Below are 18,752 nucleotides of genomic sequence, written 5' to 3'. Positions count from 1 at the left end.
TTCTGGGCACATCCGGGTGAAATCCCGGCGGGCCCCGGGGTGAAATCCTTCCCGGGACGGCTGCGAAGTGCGTCACGTCACGCATCCTCCGGTCTCATGGACGGCGTCCTCACGTCTATATGACGAATCCCGTGCGGACGCGTCGCCCGCCGGAGGCGCTCGCCGACCGCCGGGTGTGCTCCGCGTCCACGACGAACGCCGTGACGTACTCGTCCACCTCACCCTCTGGAGACCCCATGCAGGCCGCGACCGCGGAGTTGATCGGCGCTCTCGCCTCCCTACTCGGGCTGGGCGTCCTGACGGGGATCAGCGTCCGCCGGATCAGCCGGCGTCGTCCCACGATGTGACCCGAGTCTGCACGGGGGGTGCCCCCGGTGGACCGCACGTGTGTAGCTTGGGCGACGGTCTGAGACCCTGTTTTCGACGTTTCGGCTGAACAGTAGCTATTGACACCGGAAGGACGGTCGTGCACATCGTCATCATGGGCTGCGGGCGGGTGGGTTCCACCCTCGCCCAGACCCTGGAGCAACAGGGGCACACGGTCGCCGTGATCGACCGGGACCCCACGGCCTTCCGTCGTCTGGGCTCGGGTTTCGGCGGCCGGCGCGTCACCGGGATCGGCTTCGACCGCGACACCCTGCGCGAGGCGGGCATCGAGGAGGCGGGCGCGTTCGCCGCCGTCTCCAGCGGCGACAACTCGAACATCATCGCCGCCCGCGTCGCCCGCGAGATGTTCGGCATCGACAACGTGGCGGCGCGGATCTACGACCCCCGCCGCGCGGAGGTCTACCAGCGCCTCGGCATCCCGACGGTCGCCACGGTCCGCTGGACCGCCGACCAGATGCTCCGCCGGCTGCTGCCCTCCGGGGCCGAGCCGCTGTGGCGCGATCCCACCGGTGGTGTCCAACTCGCCGAGGTACACGCCTCGTCCGCCTGGGTGGGCCACAAGATCAGCAAGATGCAGGAGGAGACCGGGGTCCGCGTCGCCTTCCTCACCCGGCTGGGCGAGGCGGTTCTGCCGACCTCCCAGACCGTGCTGCAGGAGGGCGACCTCGTGCACGTGATGATGCGGACGGACGACGTGGAGAAGGTCGAGGCGGCCTTCGCCGAGGGCCCCGACGAAGAGGGCGGTCACTGATGAGGGTCGCCATTGCCGGAGCCGGAGCGGTGGGCCGCTCGATCGCGGGCGAACTGCTGGAGAACGGCCACGAGATCCTGCTCATCGACAAGGCGCCGACCGCGATCTCGGTCGAGCGCGTCCCCCAGGCGGAGTGGCTGCTGGCCGACGCCTGCGAGATCACCTCGCTGGACGAGGCCGCGCTCCAGCGCTGCAACGTCGTCATCGCCGCGACCGGCGACGACAAGGTCAACCTGGTCGTCTCGCTGCTGGCGAAGACGGAGTACGGCGTTCCGCGCGTCGTCGCCCGCGTCAACAACCCCAAGAACGAGTGGCTGTTCAACGAGTCCTGGGGCGTGGACGTGGCCGTGTCGACCCCGCGGCTGATGTCGGCCCTGGTCGAGGAGGCGGTCAGCGTCGGTGACCTGGTCCGGCTCCTCCGCTTCAGCCACGGCGACGCGAACCTGGTCGAGCTGACCCTGCCGCCCGAGTCGGCCCTGGCCGGCACCCAGGTGGGCGACGTCGAGTGGCCGGAGGACACCTCCCTGGTCACGATCATCCGCGGCACCCGGGTCCTCACCCCCACCGCGGACGACTCCCTGGAGGCAGGTGACGAACTGCTGTTCGTGGCCGCCCAGGCCCGCGAGGAGCAGCTGGAGGACCTCCTCTCGGTCCGCCGCGAGGACGCGACGAGCTGAGCGACCGCCGCACGGCGACGACAGCAAGGGGCGCCCGGAGATCTCCGGGCGCCCCTTCGCCTTCGGTACGGCGGGTCGGCTTCGGCTTTGGTACGGCGGGTCGGCTGCGGCTTCGGCACGGCGGGTCGGCTTCGGCACCGCGGGGCGGCGCGACTGTTCGGCGCCGCTGCTCAGTGTCCCGCCCGGTGCAGCTCCGCGGCGCCTCCGGGAGCGGTGCCTCTGCCAGGTGCCTTCGCACCGGGCCGCTGCTCGGTGCCTTCGCCGTGCCGCCCCGCTTCCCCGCCGCCACTTCGCAGCGGTGCTGCGCACCCCACCGGGGCCCTCCAGCCCGGCGCTCGCGGACGAGGCCGTTCAGGCCGAAGTGGGGGTCCGGGGGCGCAGCCCCCGGTGCCCCCGATGCCCCCGGTGCTCCCGCGCCGGTACGCGCGCCCGCGCCCGGCGCCTGCCCGGCAGACCGCGGCTACTCGGCGGACCGCGCCGCGGCCTTCCGCTCCTCCTCCGCGCGCTCCTCCGCCTCCATCTCCGCGAACACGTCGATGGGGGCCGGCGCCTTCGCGAGGAAGATCCAGGTCAGCCACACCGCGAGCAGGAACGGCGGGATCTTCAGGGCGATGAGCACCCAGCCCAGCTGGGTGGTGTCGGCCCACCAGTAGAGCGGGAAGAGGATCGCGCACTTGGCCAGCAGGATCGCACCCCAGGCGTAACTGGCCTTCGCGTACGCCTTCTTGCGGCCGGGGTTCCGCGTCCGCCAGGACAGGTTCTCCTTGAAGACCGGGCCGAGCATCAGGCCGATCAGCGGCACACCGGCCAGCGTCGTGATGATGTACGCGAGCCCGAGGCCCAGCGTGTACAGCATGCCCGGCAGATAGAAGTCCTTGGCGTTGCCGGTCATCATCGCGAAGACCACGCCGAAGGCGACCCCGAAGACACCGCTGAAGGCGTGCTTGACGGTGTCCTTCATGACGAGCCGCACCACGACCAGCAGGACGGAGACACCGAGGGCCGCGAGGGCCGCGGAGTGCAGGTCCTTGTTGATCGTGAAGATGGAGACGAAGAGCAGGCCCGGGAGCACGGTCTCGACCATGCCGCGCACGCCACCGAACGCCTCGAACAGCGCGGCCTCCGTCACCGCCCTGGAGTCCTGCGAGCCGTCCTGTCCGCCCTGTGCGTCCTGGACGCCGCGCTGGGCGTCTTCCGTCGGCTTGTCGAGCGACGTCACCGGCTACTCCCGTCCGAGGGGTCTGAGTTCGTACTTCGGGTTGAACAGCACCCTACGGCCCCGGCTCATCGAGACCCGGCCGGATGCGATCAGCTTGCGCCCCGGCTCTATCCCGACGATGGAGCGCCGGCCCAGCCACACCACGTCCAGCGCGGCGGAACCGTCGAACAGCTCGGCCTCCAGGGCCGGGACACCGGCCCGGGGGCGCAGCGTGACCGTGCGCAAGGTACCAGTAACCGTCACTATCTGTCGGTCGTGGCAGTCACAGATGCGCGTGCAGCCCGCGGTGTCCGCGTCCTCGCGCAGCTCCTCGGACTCCAGGTCCGTCTGGGACGAGGAGAGCCGGTCGAGCATGCGCCGGAACCGGCCCGCCGGCTTCTCGGAACGAGGAACAGCACTCATGACGAAAGCGTACCGGGGCGCGCCGTGAGAGCCGTAACCCCGGCTACTTCTCGAAGCGGTACCCCATGCCCGCCTCGGTGATGAAGTGCCTCGGCCGGGACGGGTCGCCCTCCAGCTTGCGCCTCAGCTGGGCCATGTAGACGCGGAGGTAGTTGGTCTCCGTCCCGTACGACGGCCCCCAGACCTCCTGGAGCAGCTGCTTCTGGCCGACCAGACGCCCGGTGTTGCGGACCAGCACCTCCAGGAGGTGCCATTCGGTGGGTGTCAGCCGGACGTCCCTGCCGTCCCGGTTCACCTTCTTCGCGGCCAGGTCCACGGTGAAGTCGTCGGTCTCCACGATCACGTCGCCCTCCTCGCCCCCGACGGGCTCGGCACGCCGGACGGCGGCGCGCAGCCGGGCGAGCAGTTCGTCCATGCCGAAGGGTTTGGTGACGTAGTCGTCGGCGCCGGCGTCCAGGGCCTCGACCTTCTCGTCGGAGGTGTGGCGGGCGGAGAGCACGATGATCGGCACCCGGGTCCAGCCGCGCAGCCCGTTGATCACCTCGACGCCGTCCATGTCGGGCAGCCCGAGGTCGAGGACCACGACGTCGGGGTGCCGGGCGGCGGCGAGTTCGAGGGCCGTCGCACCGTCGTGGGCCGCGTCGACCTCGTACTTGCGTGCCTTGAGGTTGATCACGAGCGCACGCACGATCTGCGGCTCGTCGTCGACCACGAGCACCCGGGTCATATGCCCCGCCTCTCCACCGATACGGCCCCACGACCGGATCCACCCGCGCCGGCCGACGGGGCCACGTCGGCCCGCCCACCCGCACCTGCCGGAGTGCCCCCGCCCGGTGAGGAGGCCGAGGGTGAGGGCGTCCCGTCCGACGCCCCTGCCGCCACCGCCGTGGAGCCCTTCGCCACCGCCCGCACCGTGAGGACCATCGTGAGCCCCCCGCCAGGGGTGTCCTCGGCGTCCAGCGTGCCGCCCATCGCCTCGGCGAAGCCGCGGGCCACCGCGAGGCCCAGCCCCACGCCGGTCCCGCGCGGAGCGTCCCCGTGGCGCTGGAAGGGGGCGAAGATGCGGTCCTTGGCCTCGTCCGGGACGCCGGGCCCCCGGTCGGTGACCCGGACCTCGACCCGGCCGCCGAGGGCGCTGGCGGAGACCTGGGCGGGCGTGCCGGGCGGGCTGTACTTGACGGCGTTCTCGACGATGTTGGCGACCGCGCGCTCCAGCAGCCCGGGGTCGACGGCGACCATGGGCAGGCTCTCGGGGATCTCCAGTCCGACGCTGCCCTCGGGAACGCCGCCGAGGGCCATCGGCACCACCTCGTCGAGGTCGATCTCGCGGATCAGCGTGGTGACGGTGCCGGTCTGGAGGCGGGACATGTCGAGGAGGTTGCCCACGAGGTGGTCGAGCCGGTCGGCGCCCTCCTCGATCCCGGCGAGCAGCTCGGCCTCGTCCTCCGGCGACCAGGCCACGTCGTCGGAGCGCAGGGAGGAGACGGCGGCCTTGATACCGGCCAGCGGGGTGCGCAGATCGTGGCTGACGGCGGCGAGCAGCGCGGTGCGGATGCGGTTGCCCTCGGCCAGCTCCTTGGCCTGGTCCGCCTCGTGCTGCAGGCGCCGCCGGTCCAGTACGACGGCGGCCTGGGCGGCGAACGCGGCGAGCACCCGGCGGTCCTCGGCGGGCAGGACGCGTCCGGAGAGGGCGAGCGCCATGTGGTCGCCGACCGGCATGTCCACGTCCGCGGCCTCCGGACGGTCCACCTGGCGGGGCCCCACGCTGCCCGCGCAGGTCCACGGCTCCACGTCGCTCCCGCGCTCCAGCAGGGCCACCGACTCCATCCCGAAGGTCTCCCGTACTCGCTCCAGCAGTGCTTCCAGGCTGGTCTCCCCGCGCAGCACGCTGCCCGCGAGGAAGGAGAGGATCTCCGACTCGGCGCGCAGCCGGGCCGCCTGGTGGGTGCGCCGGGCCGCGAGGTCCACCACGGACGCCACCGCCACCGCGACCCCTATGAAGACCACGATGGCGACGATGTTCGTCGGGTCGTCGACGGTCAGGGTGTGGACGGGGGGTGTGAAGAACCAGTTGAGCAGCAGTGATCCCAGCACGGCGGCGGCCAGGGCGGGCAGCAGACCGCCCAGCAGGGCCGCGGCCACCGTCAGCGACAGGAACAGCAGCATGTCGTTGGTGAGGCCCAGGTCCCTCGCGGCGTTGGCGAGCAGCAGGGCCAGCAGCAACGGGCCCACCGTCCCGGCCAGCCAGCCCCAGATCATCCGGGCCCGGCCGAGCCGCGCGCCCCGTGCGACGGGCAGCCCGCGCCCCTTGCCCGCCTCGTCGTGGGTGATGAGGTGGACGTCCAGGTCGGGTCCGGAGTTCCGGGCGACGGTCGCGCCGACACCCGGTCCGAGCACGTACTGCCAGCTCTTGCGGCGCGAGACGCCGAGCACGATCTGGGTGGCGTTGACCCCGCGCGCGAAGGCCAGCAGCGCCGCCGGGATGTCGTCGCCGACGACGTGGTGGAAGGTGCCGCCGAGGTCCTCGACGAGGGTGCGCTGAACGGCGAGTTCCTTGGGCGAGGCGGAGGTCAGCCCGTCGCTGCGGGCGATGTAGACGGCCATGACCTCGCCGCCCGCGCCCTTCTCGGCGAGCCGGGCGGCCCGCCGAATCAGGGTTCGACCCTCGGGGCCGCCGGTGAGCCCGACCACGATCCGCTCGCGCGATCCCCAGATCCGCGACACCTGGTGCTCGCTGCGGTAGGCGTTCAGGTACTCGTCGACCCGGTCCGCCACCCACAGCAGCGCCAGCTCGCGCAGCGCGGTCAGGTTGCCGGGCCGGAAGTAGTTCGACAGGGCCGCGTCGACCTTGTCCGACTGGTAGACGTTGCCGTGCGCCATCCGCCGTCGCAGCGCCTGCGGCGACATGTCGACCAGCTCTATCTCGTCGGCCCGCCGTACCACCTCGTCGGGCACGGTCTCGCGCTGCCGTACGCCCGTTATCGACTCCACGACATCGCCGAGGGACTCCAGGTGCTGGATGTTGACCGTCGATATGACGTCGATGCCGGCCGCGAGCAGTTCCTGGACGTCCTGCCAGCGCCGGTCGTTGCGGGAGCCGGGCACGTTGGTGTGGGCCAGTTCGTCCACGAGGGCCACGCGCGGCCGCCGGGCGAGGACGGAGTCCAGGTCCATCTCGGTGAAGACCGCGTCCCGGTACTCCAGCTCACGACGCGGGATCTGTTCGAGACCGTGCAGCATCACCTCGGTGCGCGGGCGGCCGTGGTGCTCCACGACGGCCACCACGCAGTCGGTGCCGCGTTCGGTCCGGCGGTGCGCTTCGGACAGCATCGCGTACGTCTTGCCGACGCCCGGTGCCGCGCCGAGGTAGATCCGAAGCTTTCCGCGTGCCATGTCCCCACTGTCTTCCCGTGACCGTGGTCGCTCGTGACCGCTGCCTACGCAGCGTCGACCCTACGGCCAATAATCGCGGCAAAGGGGACGGGAGACCCGCCGGAGCGGCTCTTTGACGTAACCCTGACGCGCACCGGACGGCAACGAGCGGGCGGCAGGCAGGAGTGCGTGAGCGGGCGGCAGACGGCGGACGGCACATGGCAAAGGGCCGCACCCCGCCAGGGATACGGCCCCACCGAGCACCGAACGCTCAGCGCACCTCGGTGATCTCCGGTCCGCGCTGCAGCTGCCCCATGCCTCCGGAGAAGCGCGAGCCGGCCTGCTCGTCCTGCTGGACACCCTCGGGGACCATCTGCGCGTCGTTCGGCAGCTTGAGGACGATCGGGTCGCGCGGGGCCATGGGGCCCTCGCCGCGGACGACGACCGTGTCCCGGAAGATCTGCTCCAGCAGCCCGGCGGTCTGCGGCTCCACCGCGCCCCGGCCGGAGATCACTCCGCGCAGGAACCAGCGGGGCCCGTCCACGCCGACGAACCGGACGACCTGGAAGCCGCCCGTGCCGTCCGGCAGCTGCACCGGCACCTGGGCGCGCAGCTCCCAGCCGAGGGGGCCCTCGACCTCGTCGATGACACCGCCCTGCTGGGTGATGCCGGAGGCGATCTCCTCACGGACCTCGCCCCAGATGCCCTCGCGCTTGGGCGCGGCGAAGGCCTGCAGCTGGACCGCGCTGTCGCGGAGCACGACGGTCGCGGCGACGATCGCGTCGCCCGCGACCTCGACCCGCAGCTCCATGCCGTCGACTCCGGGCACGAAGATGCCGCCGAGGTCCACCCGGCCCTCGCCGGGCTCGCGCACCTCGGTGCTGTCCCACGGACCGTCGGGGCGGGGCTCCGGTTCGAGCCGTACGCGCTCCCGGCCGCCCTCGTCCGCCTCGGTGTCGACGTCCCCAGCGACGCCGTCGACCTGCTCGGCCTCGCTCGCCGCGTCCGCCGCGTCCTCGGCGGAACCCTTCTTCTTGCGACGTCCGAACACGTCACTGTCCTTCCCGGTCGGATACGACCGAAGCGTATCGATTCCCACCCGTTGCCACCCATGGTCCGCCCACGGCGGCATGACCGCCCGTGGACCCGAAGCCCCCCTCGGCCCGCGCCGAGTCGGGAAGCTCCGCCACCTCCTGGAAGCGCACCTTCTCGACCTGCTGGACGACCAGTTGGGCAATCCGGTCGAAGCGCTCGAACCGCACGGCTTCATGCGGGTCGAGATTCACCACGATCACCTTGATCTCCCCACGGTACCCGGCATCAACCGTCCCCGGGGCATTCACCAGGGCGACGCCGCAGCGGGCGGCGAGGCCGGACCGTGGGTGTACGAAGGCCGCGTACCCCTCCGGGAGCGCGATGGACACTCCCGTGGGCAGTACGGCCCGTTCGCCGGGCTTCAGCTCCCGGCTCTCGGTGGTGCGCAGATCGGCTCCCGCGTCACCGGGGCGCGCGTAGTCCGGCAACGGCACGTCGGGGTCGACGCGCCGGATCAGGACGTCGAGAGGGGTACGGCCGTCGCTCACGGGTTCACCTCGAAGGCGCGGGCCCGCCGGACCTGGTCGGGGTCGTCCATGGCCGCCCGGATCTCCTCGGCGCGCCCGTGGTCGATGAAGTGGTCGACCTTGACCTCGACGAACAGCGCGTCGGCGCGGACGGCCAGGGGGCCGTCGGGAGCGCCGATGCGTCCCTCGGCCGTCGCGAAGATCTTGCGTCCGGCCACCGCCGTCGCCTCGGCCCGCAGATGCAGCACGGTGCCGACGGGGACGGGCCGCAGGAAGTCCGTCTCCAGCCGCCCGGTCACCGCGATGGTGCGCAGCAGCCAGGTGAGGGAGCCGAGGGTCTCGTCCAGGGCGCTGGCCAGGACTCCGCCGTGCGCGAGGCCCGGGGCTCCCTGGTGCGCGGGCCGCACCGTGAACTCGGCGGTGAGAGTGACGCCCTCACCGGCCGTCGCCTCCAGGTGCAGCCCGTGCGGCTGCTCACCACCACAGCCGAAACACTGCCCGTAGTGCGCGCCGAGCGGCTCACCGGGGGCGGGCGCCTCGGGATGCCGTACGGGCGCCGTGGCGTCAGCCGGGGGGCGCAGGGCCGCGGAAGTACCTCTCACAGGCGCAGACCTTACCCGCCCGTCAGCGTCCGGCCACCGTCCCTACGGACAGGGTTTCCCCTCGGACGCCCCTATTCCGGGGCGGGAGGGTCCGCATGCCAAGCTTGACGCCATGCAGCTCCCCGCCTCGCCGTACGAAGAACGCCTCACCGCGCCCCGCACCTGGTGGCTCGTCTGCTTCCTGGTCGGCGTCTCGATGGCCCTCATCCTGCTGCCGTTCGGCACCCTCCCGCTGCTGGGCGGGCTCGTCGGCGGCACCGCGGTCGCGGCGGTCGTCGCCAGCTCGTACGGCTCGGTCCGCATCCGTGTCGTCGGCGGTTCCCTGGTCGCGGGCGAGGCGAAGATCCCGGTGAGCGCCCTGGGCGAACCGGAGATCCTGGACCGTGAGGAGGCCCAGGCCTGGCGCACGTACAAGGCCAACCCCCACGCGTTCATGCTCCTGCGCGCCTACATCCCGACCGCCCTGCGTATCCCGGTCACCGACCCGGCCGACCCCACCCCGTACGTGTACCTGTCGACGAGGGAGCCGGAGCGCCTGGTCGCCGCCCTGGAAGCGGCACGGACGACGGCTTAGCGCGGCGAGCCCCCGGGGCGCACCTCCCGGTGGGCGGCACGGTTTCTCGCCGAATTCCTACCGGCGCTCAGCCCCCGCCCAGTTCCTCGGGCAGCTCACCCACCGTCAGGGGATCGGCCGGCTCGTCCAGCGGCGGGAGTTCCGGCAGCGCCTCCCACGGCACCTGTGTGCGCCGCAGGTCCTTGCGGATGCGCTCCGCGACGCGCTTGGTGTCCCGGTGGTTCATGACCGCCCCGACCGCCGCGCCGACCAGGAACGGCATCAGGTTCGGCAGGTCCCGCACCATGCGCTTCATGATCTGCTGACGCAGCTGCCGCTTCATCTGGCCGCCGAGCGCGGAGTTGACCGTGGAGGGTCTGGTCACGTCGATGCCGCGCTCACCGGACCAGGAGTTCAGGTAGGCGGTACTGCGCTGCCGCAGGTTCCCCGGCGGCCGCGCGCCGTACACCTCGTGCAGCTCGGCGATGAGCTTCAGCTCGATCGCGGCGACCCCGGTGATCTCGGCGGCCAGCTCCGCGGGCATGGCGGGCGGCGCCGGCAGCATCGCGGCGGCCCCGACGCCCGCGCCCACCGTGGAGGTCGCGCCCGCGGCCCCCGCGACGAGCTTGTCGGCGATCTGCTCGGGCCCCAGCCCCGGGAACTGGGCACGCAGGGTCGCGAGATCGCGTACGGGAATCCGCGGGGCGATCTCGATGATCCGGTCGGTGATGTACGCGAGCCCCGCTCGGGCCCGGTCACCGCTCTTGCGGGCCCCGACCTTCAGGCCCTGTTTCAGTCCCGCGCGGACGACGGCCGCGCGCCGGGTGGCGACCGGCGCCGGGGCGTCCACCGGTACGGGCAGACGTTCCTGCTCATCCGTGGCGCCCCCCGACGCCATGGCGGACGCCCGTTCGAGCGAGGCCGCTCCCTGATCGGAGGAGCCCCGCTCGTCGTCACGCACGCCGTCGGAACCCACTTCGGGCCCCGGGTCCGCCCCCTTGCGGGAGCGGCGCTTCCAAGGAGGGGTCGAGCCAGTCACGGCCGACCCTGCCTCAGTCGCAGTCGCGGCAGATCGGCTGACCGTTCTTCTCGCGGGCCAGCTGGCTGCGGTGGTGCACCAGGAAGCAGCTCATGCAGGTGAACTCGTCCTGCTGCTTGGGCAGCACCCGGACGGCCAGCTCCTCGTTCGAGAGGTCGGCCCCGGGCAGTTCCAGGCCTTCTGCCGCCTCGAACTCGTCTACATCCACGGCGGACGTCGACTTGTCGTTCCGGCGAGCCTTGAGTTCTTCCAGGCTGTCCGAGTCGACGTCGTCGTCGGTCTTGCGTGGGGTGTCGTAATCCGTTGCCATGTCGCGCTCTCCCCCTCTGGGTGTCTGCGGTGTCTCCAGCGCACGTAACGCGTGAGAGGCCGGACTTGTGCCCGACCTGAGGCGGAGATTTTGCCTCACATCAAGGTCTGTTACTCAATCGACACCCAACCGGATCCCTCGAGAGTGATCGGCTTGGATGGCGAACGGGACCGTACACGGTCCTGAGGCTGCATACAAAGGCGCTTCAGCATGTACTTCCCGTGATCCCAACCCCCGAAAACCCGGATTTTCCCGGCTTTCCGGCGGCCACATGATCACTCTCGGTATATGGCTGGAAATTCGCCCATGTGATCGATCACACATCGGTCGTGCACGACCGTTTCGATCAGGTACCCCGGAAATTCCGCGCAAAGCGAACACGTCCTGGAAACCGGGGTCATTTTCTCAGACGGGCAGGGTCACGCGCATCACGAGTCCGCCCCCCTCTCGTGGCCGGGCGGCGATGTGGCCGCCGTGCGCGCGGGCCACGGACCGGACGATCGACAGGCCGAGGCCCACGCCCTTGTCACTGCCCGTGCGCTCCGTACGCAGCCGCCGGAACGGCTCGAAAAGATTGTCGATCTCGTACGCCGGGACCACGGGCCCGGTGTTCGTGACCACCAGAACCGCCTGTCCGTGCTGCAGCTCCGTCGTGACCTCCACCCAGCCGCCCGGCCCCGGCACGTTGTACCGGACGGCGTTCTGGACCAGGTTCAGGGCGATCCGCTCCAGCAGGACGCCGTTGCCCTGGACGACCGCGGGGGCCCATTCGCCGCGGATCTCCACCTTCTTGGCGTCCGCCTCCGAGCGCACCTGGTCGATGGCCTGGGAGGCGACCTCGGCGAGGTCCACGGGCTTGCGTTCGACGATCTGGTTGTCGCTGCGGGCGAGCAACAGCAGACCCTCGACGAGCTGCTCACTGCGCTCGTTGGTGGCCAGCAGCGTCTTGCCCAGCTGCTGCAGCTCGGCCGGCGCGCCCGGATCGGAGAGGTGCACCTCCAGCAGGGTGCGGTTGATCGCGAGCGGCGTCCGCAGCTCGTGCGAGGCGTTCCCGACGAACCGCTGCTGGGCCGTGAAGGCCCGCTGGAGCCGCTCCAGCATGTCGTCGAAGGTGTCCGCCAGCTCCTTCAGCTCGTCGTCCGGGCCGTCCAGCTCGATGCGCCGGGACAGGTCCGAGCCGGCCACGGCGCGCGCGGTACGGGTGATCCGGCCGAGCGGTGCGAGCACCCGCCCCGCCATGGCGTACCCGAAGGCGAACGCGATGACGGCGAGCCCGAGCAGAGCCAGCAGGGAGCGACTGAGCAGCGTGTCGAGGGCGACCTGGCGCTCATGGTCGATGCACGCGGCGATCGCCGCGTTGAAGTCGTCGAGCTTGAGATTGGTCGGGGCCGTGTCGGCGTCGACGGCGGGGCAGATATTGCTGGAGACGCTGATGTTCGTGCCGCCCTCGATCTTGAACACCGGGGTGTTGCCGGTGCTCACGGCCTGGGCGGCCAGCAGGTAGATGATCGACAGCAGCAGGATCCCGGCGATCAGGAACATACCGCCGTACAGCAGCGTGAGCCGTATCCGGATGGTCGGGCGCAGCCACGGGAGCGGGTTCTGCGCCCGCCGGGGGTCCCAGGTGGGTTTGGGGGGCGCCTGGGGCGGCGCGGGGGTGGGGGCCACGGCGGATCAGATCCGGTAGCCGGAGCCGGGCACGGTGACGATGACCGGCGGTTCGCCGAGCTTGCGGCGCAGTGTCATGACCGTCACGCGCACGACGTTGGTGAACGGGTCGGTGTTCTCGTCCCAGGCCTTCTCCAGGAGCTGCTCCGCCGAGACGACGGCGCCCTCGCTGCGCATCAGGACCTCCAGGACCGCGAACTCCTTGGGGGCGAGCTGGACCTCCTTGCCGTCGCGGAAGACCTCACGGCGGTTGGGGTCGAGCTTGATCCCGGCGCGCTCCAGCACGGGCGGCAGCGGCAGGCTCGTCCGCCGGCCGAGGGCCCGTACGCGCGCGATGAGCTCGCTGAAGGCGAACGGCTTGGGCAGGTAGTCGTCGGCGCCGATCTCCAGGCCCTCGACGCGGTCGCTGACGTCGCCGGACGCGGTCAGCATCAGCACGCGCGTGGGCAGCCCCAGCTCGACCACCTTGCGGCAGACGTCGTCGCCGTGGACGAGGGGGAGGTCGCGGTCGAGGACGACCACGTCGTAGTCGTTGACGCCGATGCGTTCCAGGGCGGCCGCACCGTCGTACACGACGTCGACGGCCATGGCCTCCCGGCGCAGTCCGGTGGCCACCGCATCGGCGAGCAGCTGCTCGTCCTCGACGACGAGTACGCGCACGTCGCTTGTCCTTCCTGTGTCCACCCGCGTAGCGCGCCGAAGGCGCGCACGGGCAGGGGTTCGTGGGTGTGTGACCTCCATCCTGCCTTTTTCGGCCGTAAGTCGGCGGTAAGGCGGCCACCGGGCAGGAAGGCCGCTGGGGCCCGGCCGGGAATACGGGATTTTTTCGTTCGGTTGAGGTTTCCGTCGGAAGGACCGGGGGGAGGACGGCTTTACACCCCGCGATCACGCTCCGCTTGTGCCGCACCACCATGCGGTACGCGGCAATCCGCTTTTCCGCAGAGCGGGCGTGGGTGTCCGGCACCGTCGCCGCCCGGCAGGGCAGCGCTGGGCACCCGCAGGAGACGTGATCGCCCCTTCCGAACGGCACACCCCCGTGCCACCGACCCACGACCCAGGACGAGGGGGCGCAGCATGGACGCATTCACCGCAGGACTTCTGCAGCGCATAAGGACGACCGAGTCCGACCTGACCAGGGCACGCGACGAGGGCGACGACTTCCTCGCCGAGGTCGAGCAGGGCGAACTCGACGACCTGCGTCGCCTCGCCGCCGACCACGGTGTGGAGGTCGGCGCCTAGGCGTCCGCATTCCCGGCCCACTTACCAGCCCTACGCACCACAGCGGGCCCCCGCCAGATCCAGGCCGGGGGCCCGCTGCTCTGCGCGGGTGCGTGTCAGTCGTGCCAGGCGCCGAGCTCCTCCAGGCGGGTCTGGAGGACCTCGAAGAGGGCGGGTGGGGCGGCGACGGTCAGCTCGGGCGAGAGGGGCTCCGAGGGGCGGCCACCGGTCAGGGCGCCCGCCTCCCGGGCGATGAGGTCGCCCGCCGCGTAGTCCCAGGGGTTGAGACCGCGCTCGTAGTAGGCGTCCAGGCGGCCCGCGGCCACGTCGCACAGGTCGATCGCGGCCGAGCCGCCGCGTCGGATGTCCCGCACGTGCGGGATCAGCTCGCGCAGCACGTCGGCCTGCGCGGCCCGCCGCTCGGCCCGGTAGCCGAAACCGGTGCCGACGAGGGCCAGCCCCAGTTCCGGGGCGGGGCGCACGCGCGCGGGGCGGTCGTTCAGGTAGGCGCCCTCACCGAGGACGGCCCGGAAGGTCTCGCCTCGCTCCGGAGCGTGGACCACGCCCACGACCGTCTCGCCGTCCACCCGGACGGCGATGGACACGGCCCAGCTGGGCAGGCCGTAGAGGTAGTTGACGGTTCCGTCGATGGGGTCGATCACCCACTGGACGCCGCTGGTCCCCTCGACGCTGGCGCCCTCCTCGCCGAGCACGCCGTCGTGCGGCCTGCGCTCGGCCAGCAGGCCGGTGATCAGCTTCTCGGAGGCGATGTCCATCTCGGTGACGACATCGACCGCGCTGGACTTGGTGGCGGCCACGCCGAGGTCGGCGGGGCGGCCGTCGCGCAGGAAGGCTCCCGCGCGGTGGGCCGCGTCCAGGGCGATCTCCAGCAGTTCGGCCCGCAGGCCGTCCGGGCGCTCTGTCTGGTCGTTCACGGTGCTCCTCACGCGTACGGGCTGTCGACGCCCGCGGCGGCGGGCCGGGGGGCGCGGGCCGGGCAGCAGCCGACCGGGCACAGGTGGTGGCTCGCGCCGAGTGCGCCGAGGGCGCAGGGTGCGACGTCGTCGCCCCGCTCGACGGCGGCGCGCTCCAGGACGAGATCGCGGACGGCGGCGGCGAAGCGCGGATCGGCGCCCACGGTGGCCGACCGGCGGACCGGCAGCCCCAGCTCCTCGCCCTTGGCCATGGCCTCGGTGTCGAGGTCGTAGAGGACCTCCATGTGGTCCGAGACGAACCCGATGGGCGCCATCACGACGGCCGGGACCCCGGACTCGTGCCGCTCCTGGAGGTGGTCGCAGATGTCGGGCTCCAGCCACGGGATGTGCGGGGCGCCGGAGCGGGACTGGTAGACGAGCTGCCAGGGGTGCTCGACCCCGGTCCGCTCGCGCACGGCCTCGACGATGAGCCGCGAGACCTCCAGGTGCTCGGCGACGTAGGCGCCGCCGTCCCCGTGGTCCTCGGCCGGGCCGGAGGTGTCCGCCGAGGCGTTCGGGATGGAGTGCGTGCAGAAGGCGAGGTGCGCGCCGTCACGGACGTCCTCGGGAAGGTCGGCGAGCGACCGCAGGACGCCGTCGATCATGGGCTCCAGGAAGCCCGGGTGGTTGAAGTAGTGCCGGATCTTGTCGATCCTCGGCGGCTGGAGGCCCTCGGACTCCAGGGCGGCGAGCGAGTCGGCGAGGTTCTCGCGGTACTGGCGGCAGCCCGAGTACGAGGCGTACGCGCTGGTGGCGAGGACGAGGACGCGGCGGCGGCCGTCGGCCACCATCTCACGCAGCGTGTCGGTCAGATAGGGCGCCCAGTTGCGGTTGCCCCAGTAGACCGGCAGGTCCAGGCCGTGTTCGGCGAAGTCCTTGCGCAGGGCGTCGAGCAGGGCGCGGTTCTGGCCGTTGATGGGGCTGACCCCGCCGAACAGGAAGTAGTGCTGCCCGACTTCCTTGAGGCGTTCCTTGGGGATGCCGCGCCCCCGCGTCACGTTCTCCAGGAACGGGACCACGTCGTCCGGGCCCTCCGGGCCGCCGAACGAGAGCAGGAGCAGAGCGTCGTAGGGGGTGGCGTCGTGCGCGTGTGGCATGTCTTCGATCCTGCCACCCGGCGCCGGCTGCCGGGATCCCGGCCCACGTCCGAGGAGGACCGAGGGTCACCTCACCCGTAAGCTGTATCGACCACAGTCACGCCTTACGAGGAACCTTCTCCTCCGCGTACCGGACCGACCGGAGACCCCGTGCCCAGCCCCTACACCGCCCTGTTCGCCGCCCCCGGCACCAGGGGTTTCACCGCCGCGGGTCTTCTCGGCCGGATGCCGCTGTCCATGATGGGCATCGGCGTGGTCACGATGATCTCCCAGCTCACCGGACGGTACGGCCTGGCGGGCGCGCTGTCGGCGACCATCGCGCTGTCCGCCGCCGTACTCGGCCCGCAGATCTCCCGGCTGGTGGACCAGTACGGACAGCGCCGGGTGCTGCGCCCGGCGACCCTCGTCGCACTGACCGCGGCGGCCGCGCTGCTGTTCGCCGCGCACTACGCGTGGCCGGACTGGGTGCTCTACGTCTGCTCGGCCGGCATCGGCTGTGTGCCGAGCCTCGGGGCGATGACCCGGGCGCGCTGGGCGGCCCTGTACCGGGACACCCCGCAGCTGCACACCGCGTACTCCTTCGAGTCGGTCGTCGACGAGATCTGCTTCATCTTCGGGCCGATCATCTCCATCGGGCTCTCCACGGCGTGGTTCCCGGAGGCGGGCCCGCTGCTCGCCGCCTGCTTCCTGGCGGCCGGCGTCTTCTGGCTCACCGCCCAGCGCGCGACCGAGCCGGCGCCGCACCCGCGCGCGCGGCACGACAGGCGCCGTTCGGCGCTGCGCTCGCCCGGACTGCGGGTCCTGGTGGCCACCTTCGTGGCGACCGGGGCGATCTTCGGGGCCGTCGACGTGGTCACCGTGGCCTTCGCCGAGGAGCGGGGCCACAAGGCCGCCGCGAGCGTCGTCCTGGCCCTCTACGCGGCCGGTTCCTGCGCCGCGGGCATCGCCTTCGGGCTGGTGCGCTTCGGCGGGGCGGCTGAACGACGGTGGCTGATGGGCGTGTGCGGCATGGCCGTGAGTATGATCCCCCTCCTACTGGTCGGAAACTTGCCGTTCCTGGCCGTGGCGCTCTTCGTCGCCGGACTGTCCATCGCACCCACGATGATCACGACGATGTCCCTGATCGAGGAGCACGTACCACGCACGCAACTGACCGAGGGCATGACCTGGGTGAGCACCGGACTCGCGGTCGGGGTCGCGCTCGGCTCCTCGGTCTCCGGCTGGGTGATCGACGCAGCCGGGGCGAAGGCGGGGTACGTGGTTCCGGCGGCGTCCGGGGCCGTCGCGGTCGCGGTGGGTTTCCTCGGGTACCGCCGGCTGCGCAGGCCGGCTCCAAGGCGGGGAGGGCCCCATGAGCACCACAGTGATCGGCAAGAGCGGCACGTGGCGTAACTGGGCGGGGAACGTCACCGCCCGGCCCGTACGGGAGGTCACCCCGGCCACCGTCGAGGAGCTCGCAGCGGCCGTGCGGAAGGCCGCCGAGGACGACCTGCGGGTGAAGGCGGTCGGCACGGGTCACTCCTTCACGGCGGCGGCCGCCACGGACGGTGTGCTGATCCGTCCCCAACTGCTGACGGGCATACGCAGGATCGACCGTGAGGCCATGACCGTCACGGTCGCCGCGGGCACCCCGCTCAAGCGGCTCAACCTGGCCCTCGCCCGCGAGGGCCTGTCGCTCACGAACATGGGCGACATCATGGAGCAGACGGTCTCCGGCGCCACCAGCACCGGAACGCACGGCACCGGCCGGGACTCGGCCTCCATCGCCGCCCAGATCCGGGGCCTCGAACTGGTCACCGCGGACGGCTCGATCCTCACCTGCTCGCCGACGGAGAACGCGGACGTCTTCGCCGCCGCCCGCGTCGGCATCGGCGCCCTCGGCATCGTCACCGCGATCACCTTCGCCGTGGAGCCGATCTTCCTGCTCACGGCACGCGAGGAACCGATGTCGTTCGAGAGGGTGACGGCCGAGTTCGACGAACTGCACGCCGAGAACGAGCACTTCGAGTTCTACTGGTTCCCGCACACCGGCAACACCAACACCAAGCGCAACAACCGCAGCGCGGGCCCCGAGAAGCCCGTACCGCAGCTGAACAGCTGGTTCGAGGACGAGTTCCTCTCCAACGGCGTGTTCCAGGTGGCCAACTGGGTCGGCCAGGCGGTCCCCGCGACCATCCCCACCATCGCGCAGATCTCCAGCCGCGCCCTGTCCGCGCGGACGTACACCGACATTCCCTACAAGGTCTTCACCTCTCCGCGCCGAGTGCGGTTCGTGGAGATGGAGTTCGCCGTGCCGCGCGAGGCCCTGGTGGACACGCTGCGTGAACTCAAGGCGATGGTCGACCGTTCGAAGCTGCGCGTCAGCTTCCCGGTCGAGGTGCGCACCGCGCCGGCCGACGACATCACGCTCTCCACCGCCTCCGGCCGCGAGAGCGCGTACGTCGCCGTGCACATGTTCAAGGGCACGCCCTATCAGGCGTACTTCACCGCCGCCGAGCGGATCTTCACCGCGCACGAGGGGCGGCCGCACTGGGGCAAGGTGCACACCCGCGACACGGACTACTTCGCCAAGGTCTACCCGCGGTTCGGCGAGTTCACCGCGCTGCGTGACCGGCTCGACCCCGAACGGCGCTTCCAGAACGACTACTTGCGCCGGGTGCTCGGCGCGTAGCGCCTCGGGCGGTTGTCGTCGATCGTGTGAAGGGCGTCCCTCCCGAGGTCACGAAAAGGTCTGTTCCCACGCCGGATCGACGTCTGGCGTGAGAAGTTGGGCGGCGTGCCGATCCACGCAAGTGGCCCGAATGGAGTACTGTTGCGAGCCCTGGGTCCGGACTCCCGCCAGGGTGTCCGGGGCCTTCGAGGACCGCCGGGAGGGGGATCGTTGCACAGGGTGATGAGGTTCGTCACTTAGCGTTGCGAAT

Annotated in this window: 20 protein-coding genes; 7 read left to right on the top strand and 13 right to left on the bottom strand. The window is 71.4% G+C overall.

Annotated features, from left to right (window positions below; genetic code table 11):
- The first annotated feature begins 131 nt into the window (after positions 1-131).
- The 3 genes from STRBO_RS43425 (at position 132) to STRBO_RS0110050 (ending at position 1,815) form a co-directional block, all read left to right on the top strand.
- Positions 132-347 carry a hypothetical protein gene (locus STRBO_RS43425; protein ID WP_158690973.1) on the top strand — a complete coding sequence of 72 codons (216 nt, stop codon included), beginning with the start codon at positions 132-134 and terminating at the stop codon, positions 345-347.
- 119 nt (positions 348-466) lie between these two features.
- A complete protein-coding gene (locus tag STRBO_RS0110055; protein ID WP_005481627.1) occupies positions 467-1,138 on the top strand; it encodes a potassium channel family protein in 672 nt (223 codons plus the stop codon).
- Positions 1,138-1,815, top strand: a complete 678-nt coding sequence (locus STRBO_RS0110050; protein ID WP_028796566.1) for a potassium channel family protein — start codon at positions 1,138-1,140, stop codon at positions 1,813-1,815. The genes STRBO_RS0110055 and STRBO_RS0110050 overlap by 1 nt, the downstream gene beginning before the upstream one ends.
- 460 nt (positions 1,816-2,275) lie before the next feature.
- On the opposite strand, the gene STRBO_RS0110045 is transcribed toward STRBO_RS0110050, so the two are convergent.
- From STRBO_RS0110045 to STRBO_RS0110015, 7 genes are all read right to left on the bottom strand, one after another.
- Complete coding sequence (locus STRBO_RS0110045; protein ID WP_005481624.1) at positions 2,276-3,034, bottom strand: DUF3159 domain-containing protein; 759 nt, start codon at positions 3,032-3,034, stop codon at positions 2,276-2,278.
- Between the two features lie 3 nt (positions 3,035-3,037).
- The gene (locus tag STRBO_RS0110040) at positions 3,038-3,436 is read right to left on the bottom strand and encodes an OB-fold nucleic acid binding domain-containing protein (protein ID WP_005481623.1); all 399 of its coding nucleotides are present in this window, start codon (positions 3,434-3,436) and stop codon (positions 3,038-3,040) included.
- Between the two features lie 43 nt (positions 3,437-3,479).
- Positions 3,480-4,163: a response regulator gene (locus STRBO_RS0110035; RefSeq protein ID WP_005481621.1), complete on the bottom strand. Its 684-nt coding sequence runs from the start codon at positions 4,161-4,163 to the stop codon at positions 3,480-3,482.
- Complete coding sequence (locus STRBO_RS0110030) at positions 4,160-6,829, bottom strand: sensor histidine kinase (protein WP_005481608.1); 2,670 nt, start codon at positions 6,827-6,829, stop codon at positions 4,160-4,162. Before STRBO_RS0110030 ends, STRBO_RS0110035 begins: the two co-directional genes overlap by 4 nt.
- A gap of 250 nt (positions 6,830-7,079) precedes the next feature.
- The gene (locus tag STRBO_RS0110025) at positions 7,080-7,859 is read right to left on the bottom strand and encodes a DUF3710 domain-containing protein (RefSeq protein WP_020114140.1); all 780 of its coding nucleotides are present in this window, start codon (positions 7,857-7,859) and stop codon (positions 7,080-7,082) included.
- Between the two features lies 1 nt (position 7,860).
- Positions 7,861-8,391 (bottom strand): dUTP diphosphatase, encoded by a 531-nt coding sequence (gene dut, locus STRBO_RS0110020; protein ID WP_005481606.1) that lies wholly within the window; start codon positions 8,389-8,391, stop codon positions 7,861-7,863.
- The gene (locus tag STRBO_RS0110015; protein WP_005481605.1) at positions 8,388-8,972 is read right to left on the bottom strand and encodes a PaaI family thioesterase; all 585 of its coding nucleotides are present in this window, start codon (positions 8,970-8,972) and stop codon (positions 8,388-8,390) included. The genes dut and STRBO_RS0110015 overlap by 4 nt, the downstream gene beginning before the upstream one ends.
- A 112-nt stretch (positions 8,973-9,084) precedes the next feature.
- Here STRBO_RS0110015 and STRBO_RS0110010 point away from each other — a divergent pair, with 112 nt between their 5' ends.
- The gene (locus tag STRBO_RS0110010) at positions 9,085-9,546 is read left to right on the top strand and encodes a DUF3093 domain-containing protein (protein WP_005481604.1); all 462 of its coding nucleotides are present in this window, start codon (positions 9,085-9,087) and stop codon (positions 9,544-9,546) included.
- A 67-nt stretch (positions 9,547-9,613) separates the two neighbouring features.
- Here STRBO_RS0110010 and STRBO_RS0110005 read toward each other — a convergent pair whose 3' ends face one another.
- The 4 genes from STRBO_RS0110005 to STRBO_RS0109990 form a co-directional block, all read right to left on the bottom strand.
- Positions 9,614-10,564 carry a hypothetical protein gene (locus tag STRBO_RS0110005; RefSeq protein ID WP_028796565.1) on the bottom strand — a complete coding sequence of 317 codons (951 nt, stop codon included), beginning with the start codon at positions 10,562-10,564 and terminating at the stop codon, positions 9,614-9,616.
- Between the two features lie 13 nt (positions 10,565-10,577).
- Entirely contained in the window at positions 10,578-10,874 is a 297-nt protein-coding gene (locus tag STRBO_RS0110000; RefSeq protein ID WP_005481602.1) for a DUF4193 domain-containing protein, read from the bottom strand.
- Positions 10,875-11,279: 405 nt separating this feature from the next.
- Positions 11,280-12,542: a sensor histidine kinase gene (locus tag STRBO_RS0109995; RefSeq protein WP_020114139.1), complete on the bottom strand. Its 1,263-nt coding sequence runs from the start codon at positions 12,540-12,542 to the stop codon at positions 11,280-11,282.
- 6 nt (positions 12,543-12,548) lie between these two features.
- Complete coding sequence (locus tag STRBO_RS0109990; RefSeq protein WP_005481597.1) at positions 12,549-13,202, bottom strand: response regulator transcription factor; 654 nt, start codon at positions 13,200-13,202, stop codon at positions 12,549-12,551.
- 414 nt (positions 13,203-13,616) lie between these two features.
- On the opposite strand from STRBO_RS0109990, the gene STRBO_RS43715 reads away from it, so the two are divergent.
- The gene (locus STRBO_RS43715; protein ID WP_005481595.1) at positions 13,617-13,781 is read left to right on the top strand and encodes a hypothetical protein; all 165 of its coding nucleotides are present in this window, start codon (positions 13,617-13,619) and stop codon (positions 13,779-13,781) included.
- Positions 13,782-13,876: 95 nt separating this feature from the next.
- On the opposite strand, the gene STRBO_RS0109980 is transcribed toward STRBO_RS43715, so the two are convergent.
- Together STRBO_RS0109980 and STRBO_RS0109975 are read right to left on the bottom strand one after the other, a co-directional pair.
- Positions 13,877-14,695 carry an inositol monophosphatase family protein gene (locus tag STRBO_RS0109980; protein ID WP_005481593.1) on the bottom strand — a complete coding sequence of 273 codons (819 nt, stop codon included), beginning with the start codon at positions 14,693-14,695 and terminating at the stop codon, positions 13,877-13,879.
- Between the two features lie 8 nt (positions 14,696-14,703).
- Complete coding sequence (locus tag STRBO_RS0109975) at positions 14,704-15,831, bottom strand: ferrochelatase (protein ID WP_005481591.1); 1,128 nt, start codon at positions 15,829-15,831, stop codon at positions 14,704-14,706.
- Positions 15,832-15,981: 150 nt separating this feature from the next.
- Between STRBO_RS0109975 and STRBO_RS0109970 the strand changes: the two genes are divergently transcribed.
- Together STRBO_RS0109970 and STRBO_RS0109965 are read left to right on the top strand one after the other, a co-directional pair.
- Positions 15,982-17,223, top strand: coding sequence for an MFS transporter (locus tag STRBO_RS0109970; protein ID WP_005481589.1), 1,242 nt, complete (start codon positions 15,982-15,984; stop codon positions 17,221-17,223).
- A complete protein-coding gene (locus tag STRBO_RS0109965) occupies positions 17,183-18,502 on the top strand; it encodes a D-arabinono-1,4-lactone oxidase (protein WP_028796564.1) in 1,320 nt (439 codons plus the stop codon). The genes STRBO_RS0109970 and STRBO_RS0109965 overlap by 41 nt, the downstream gene beginning before the upstream one ends.
- Positions 18,503-18,752 lie beyond the last annotated feature (250 nt).

Origin of the sequence: Streptomyces bottropensis ATCC 25435 (assembly GCF_000383595.1) — a bacterium.
In the GTDB taxonomy this organism is placed as follows: Bacteria; Actinomycetota; Actinomycetes; order Streptomycetales; family Streptomycetaceae; genus Streptomyces; species Streptomyces bottropensis.
This window is presented reverse-complemented; position numbering and strand designations above follow the sequence as displayed.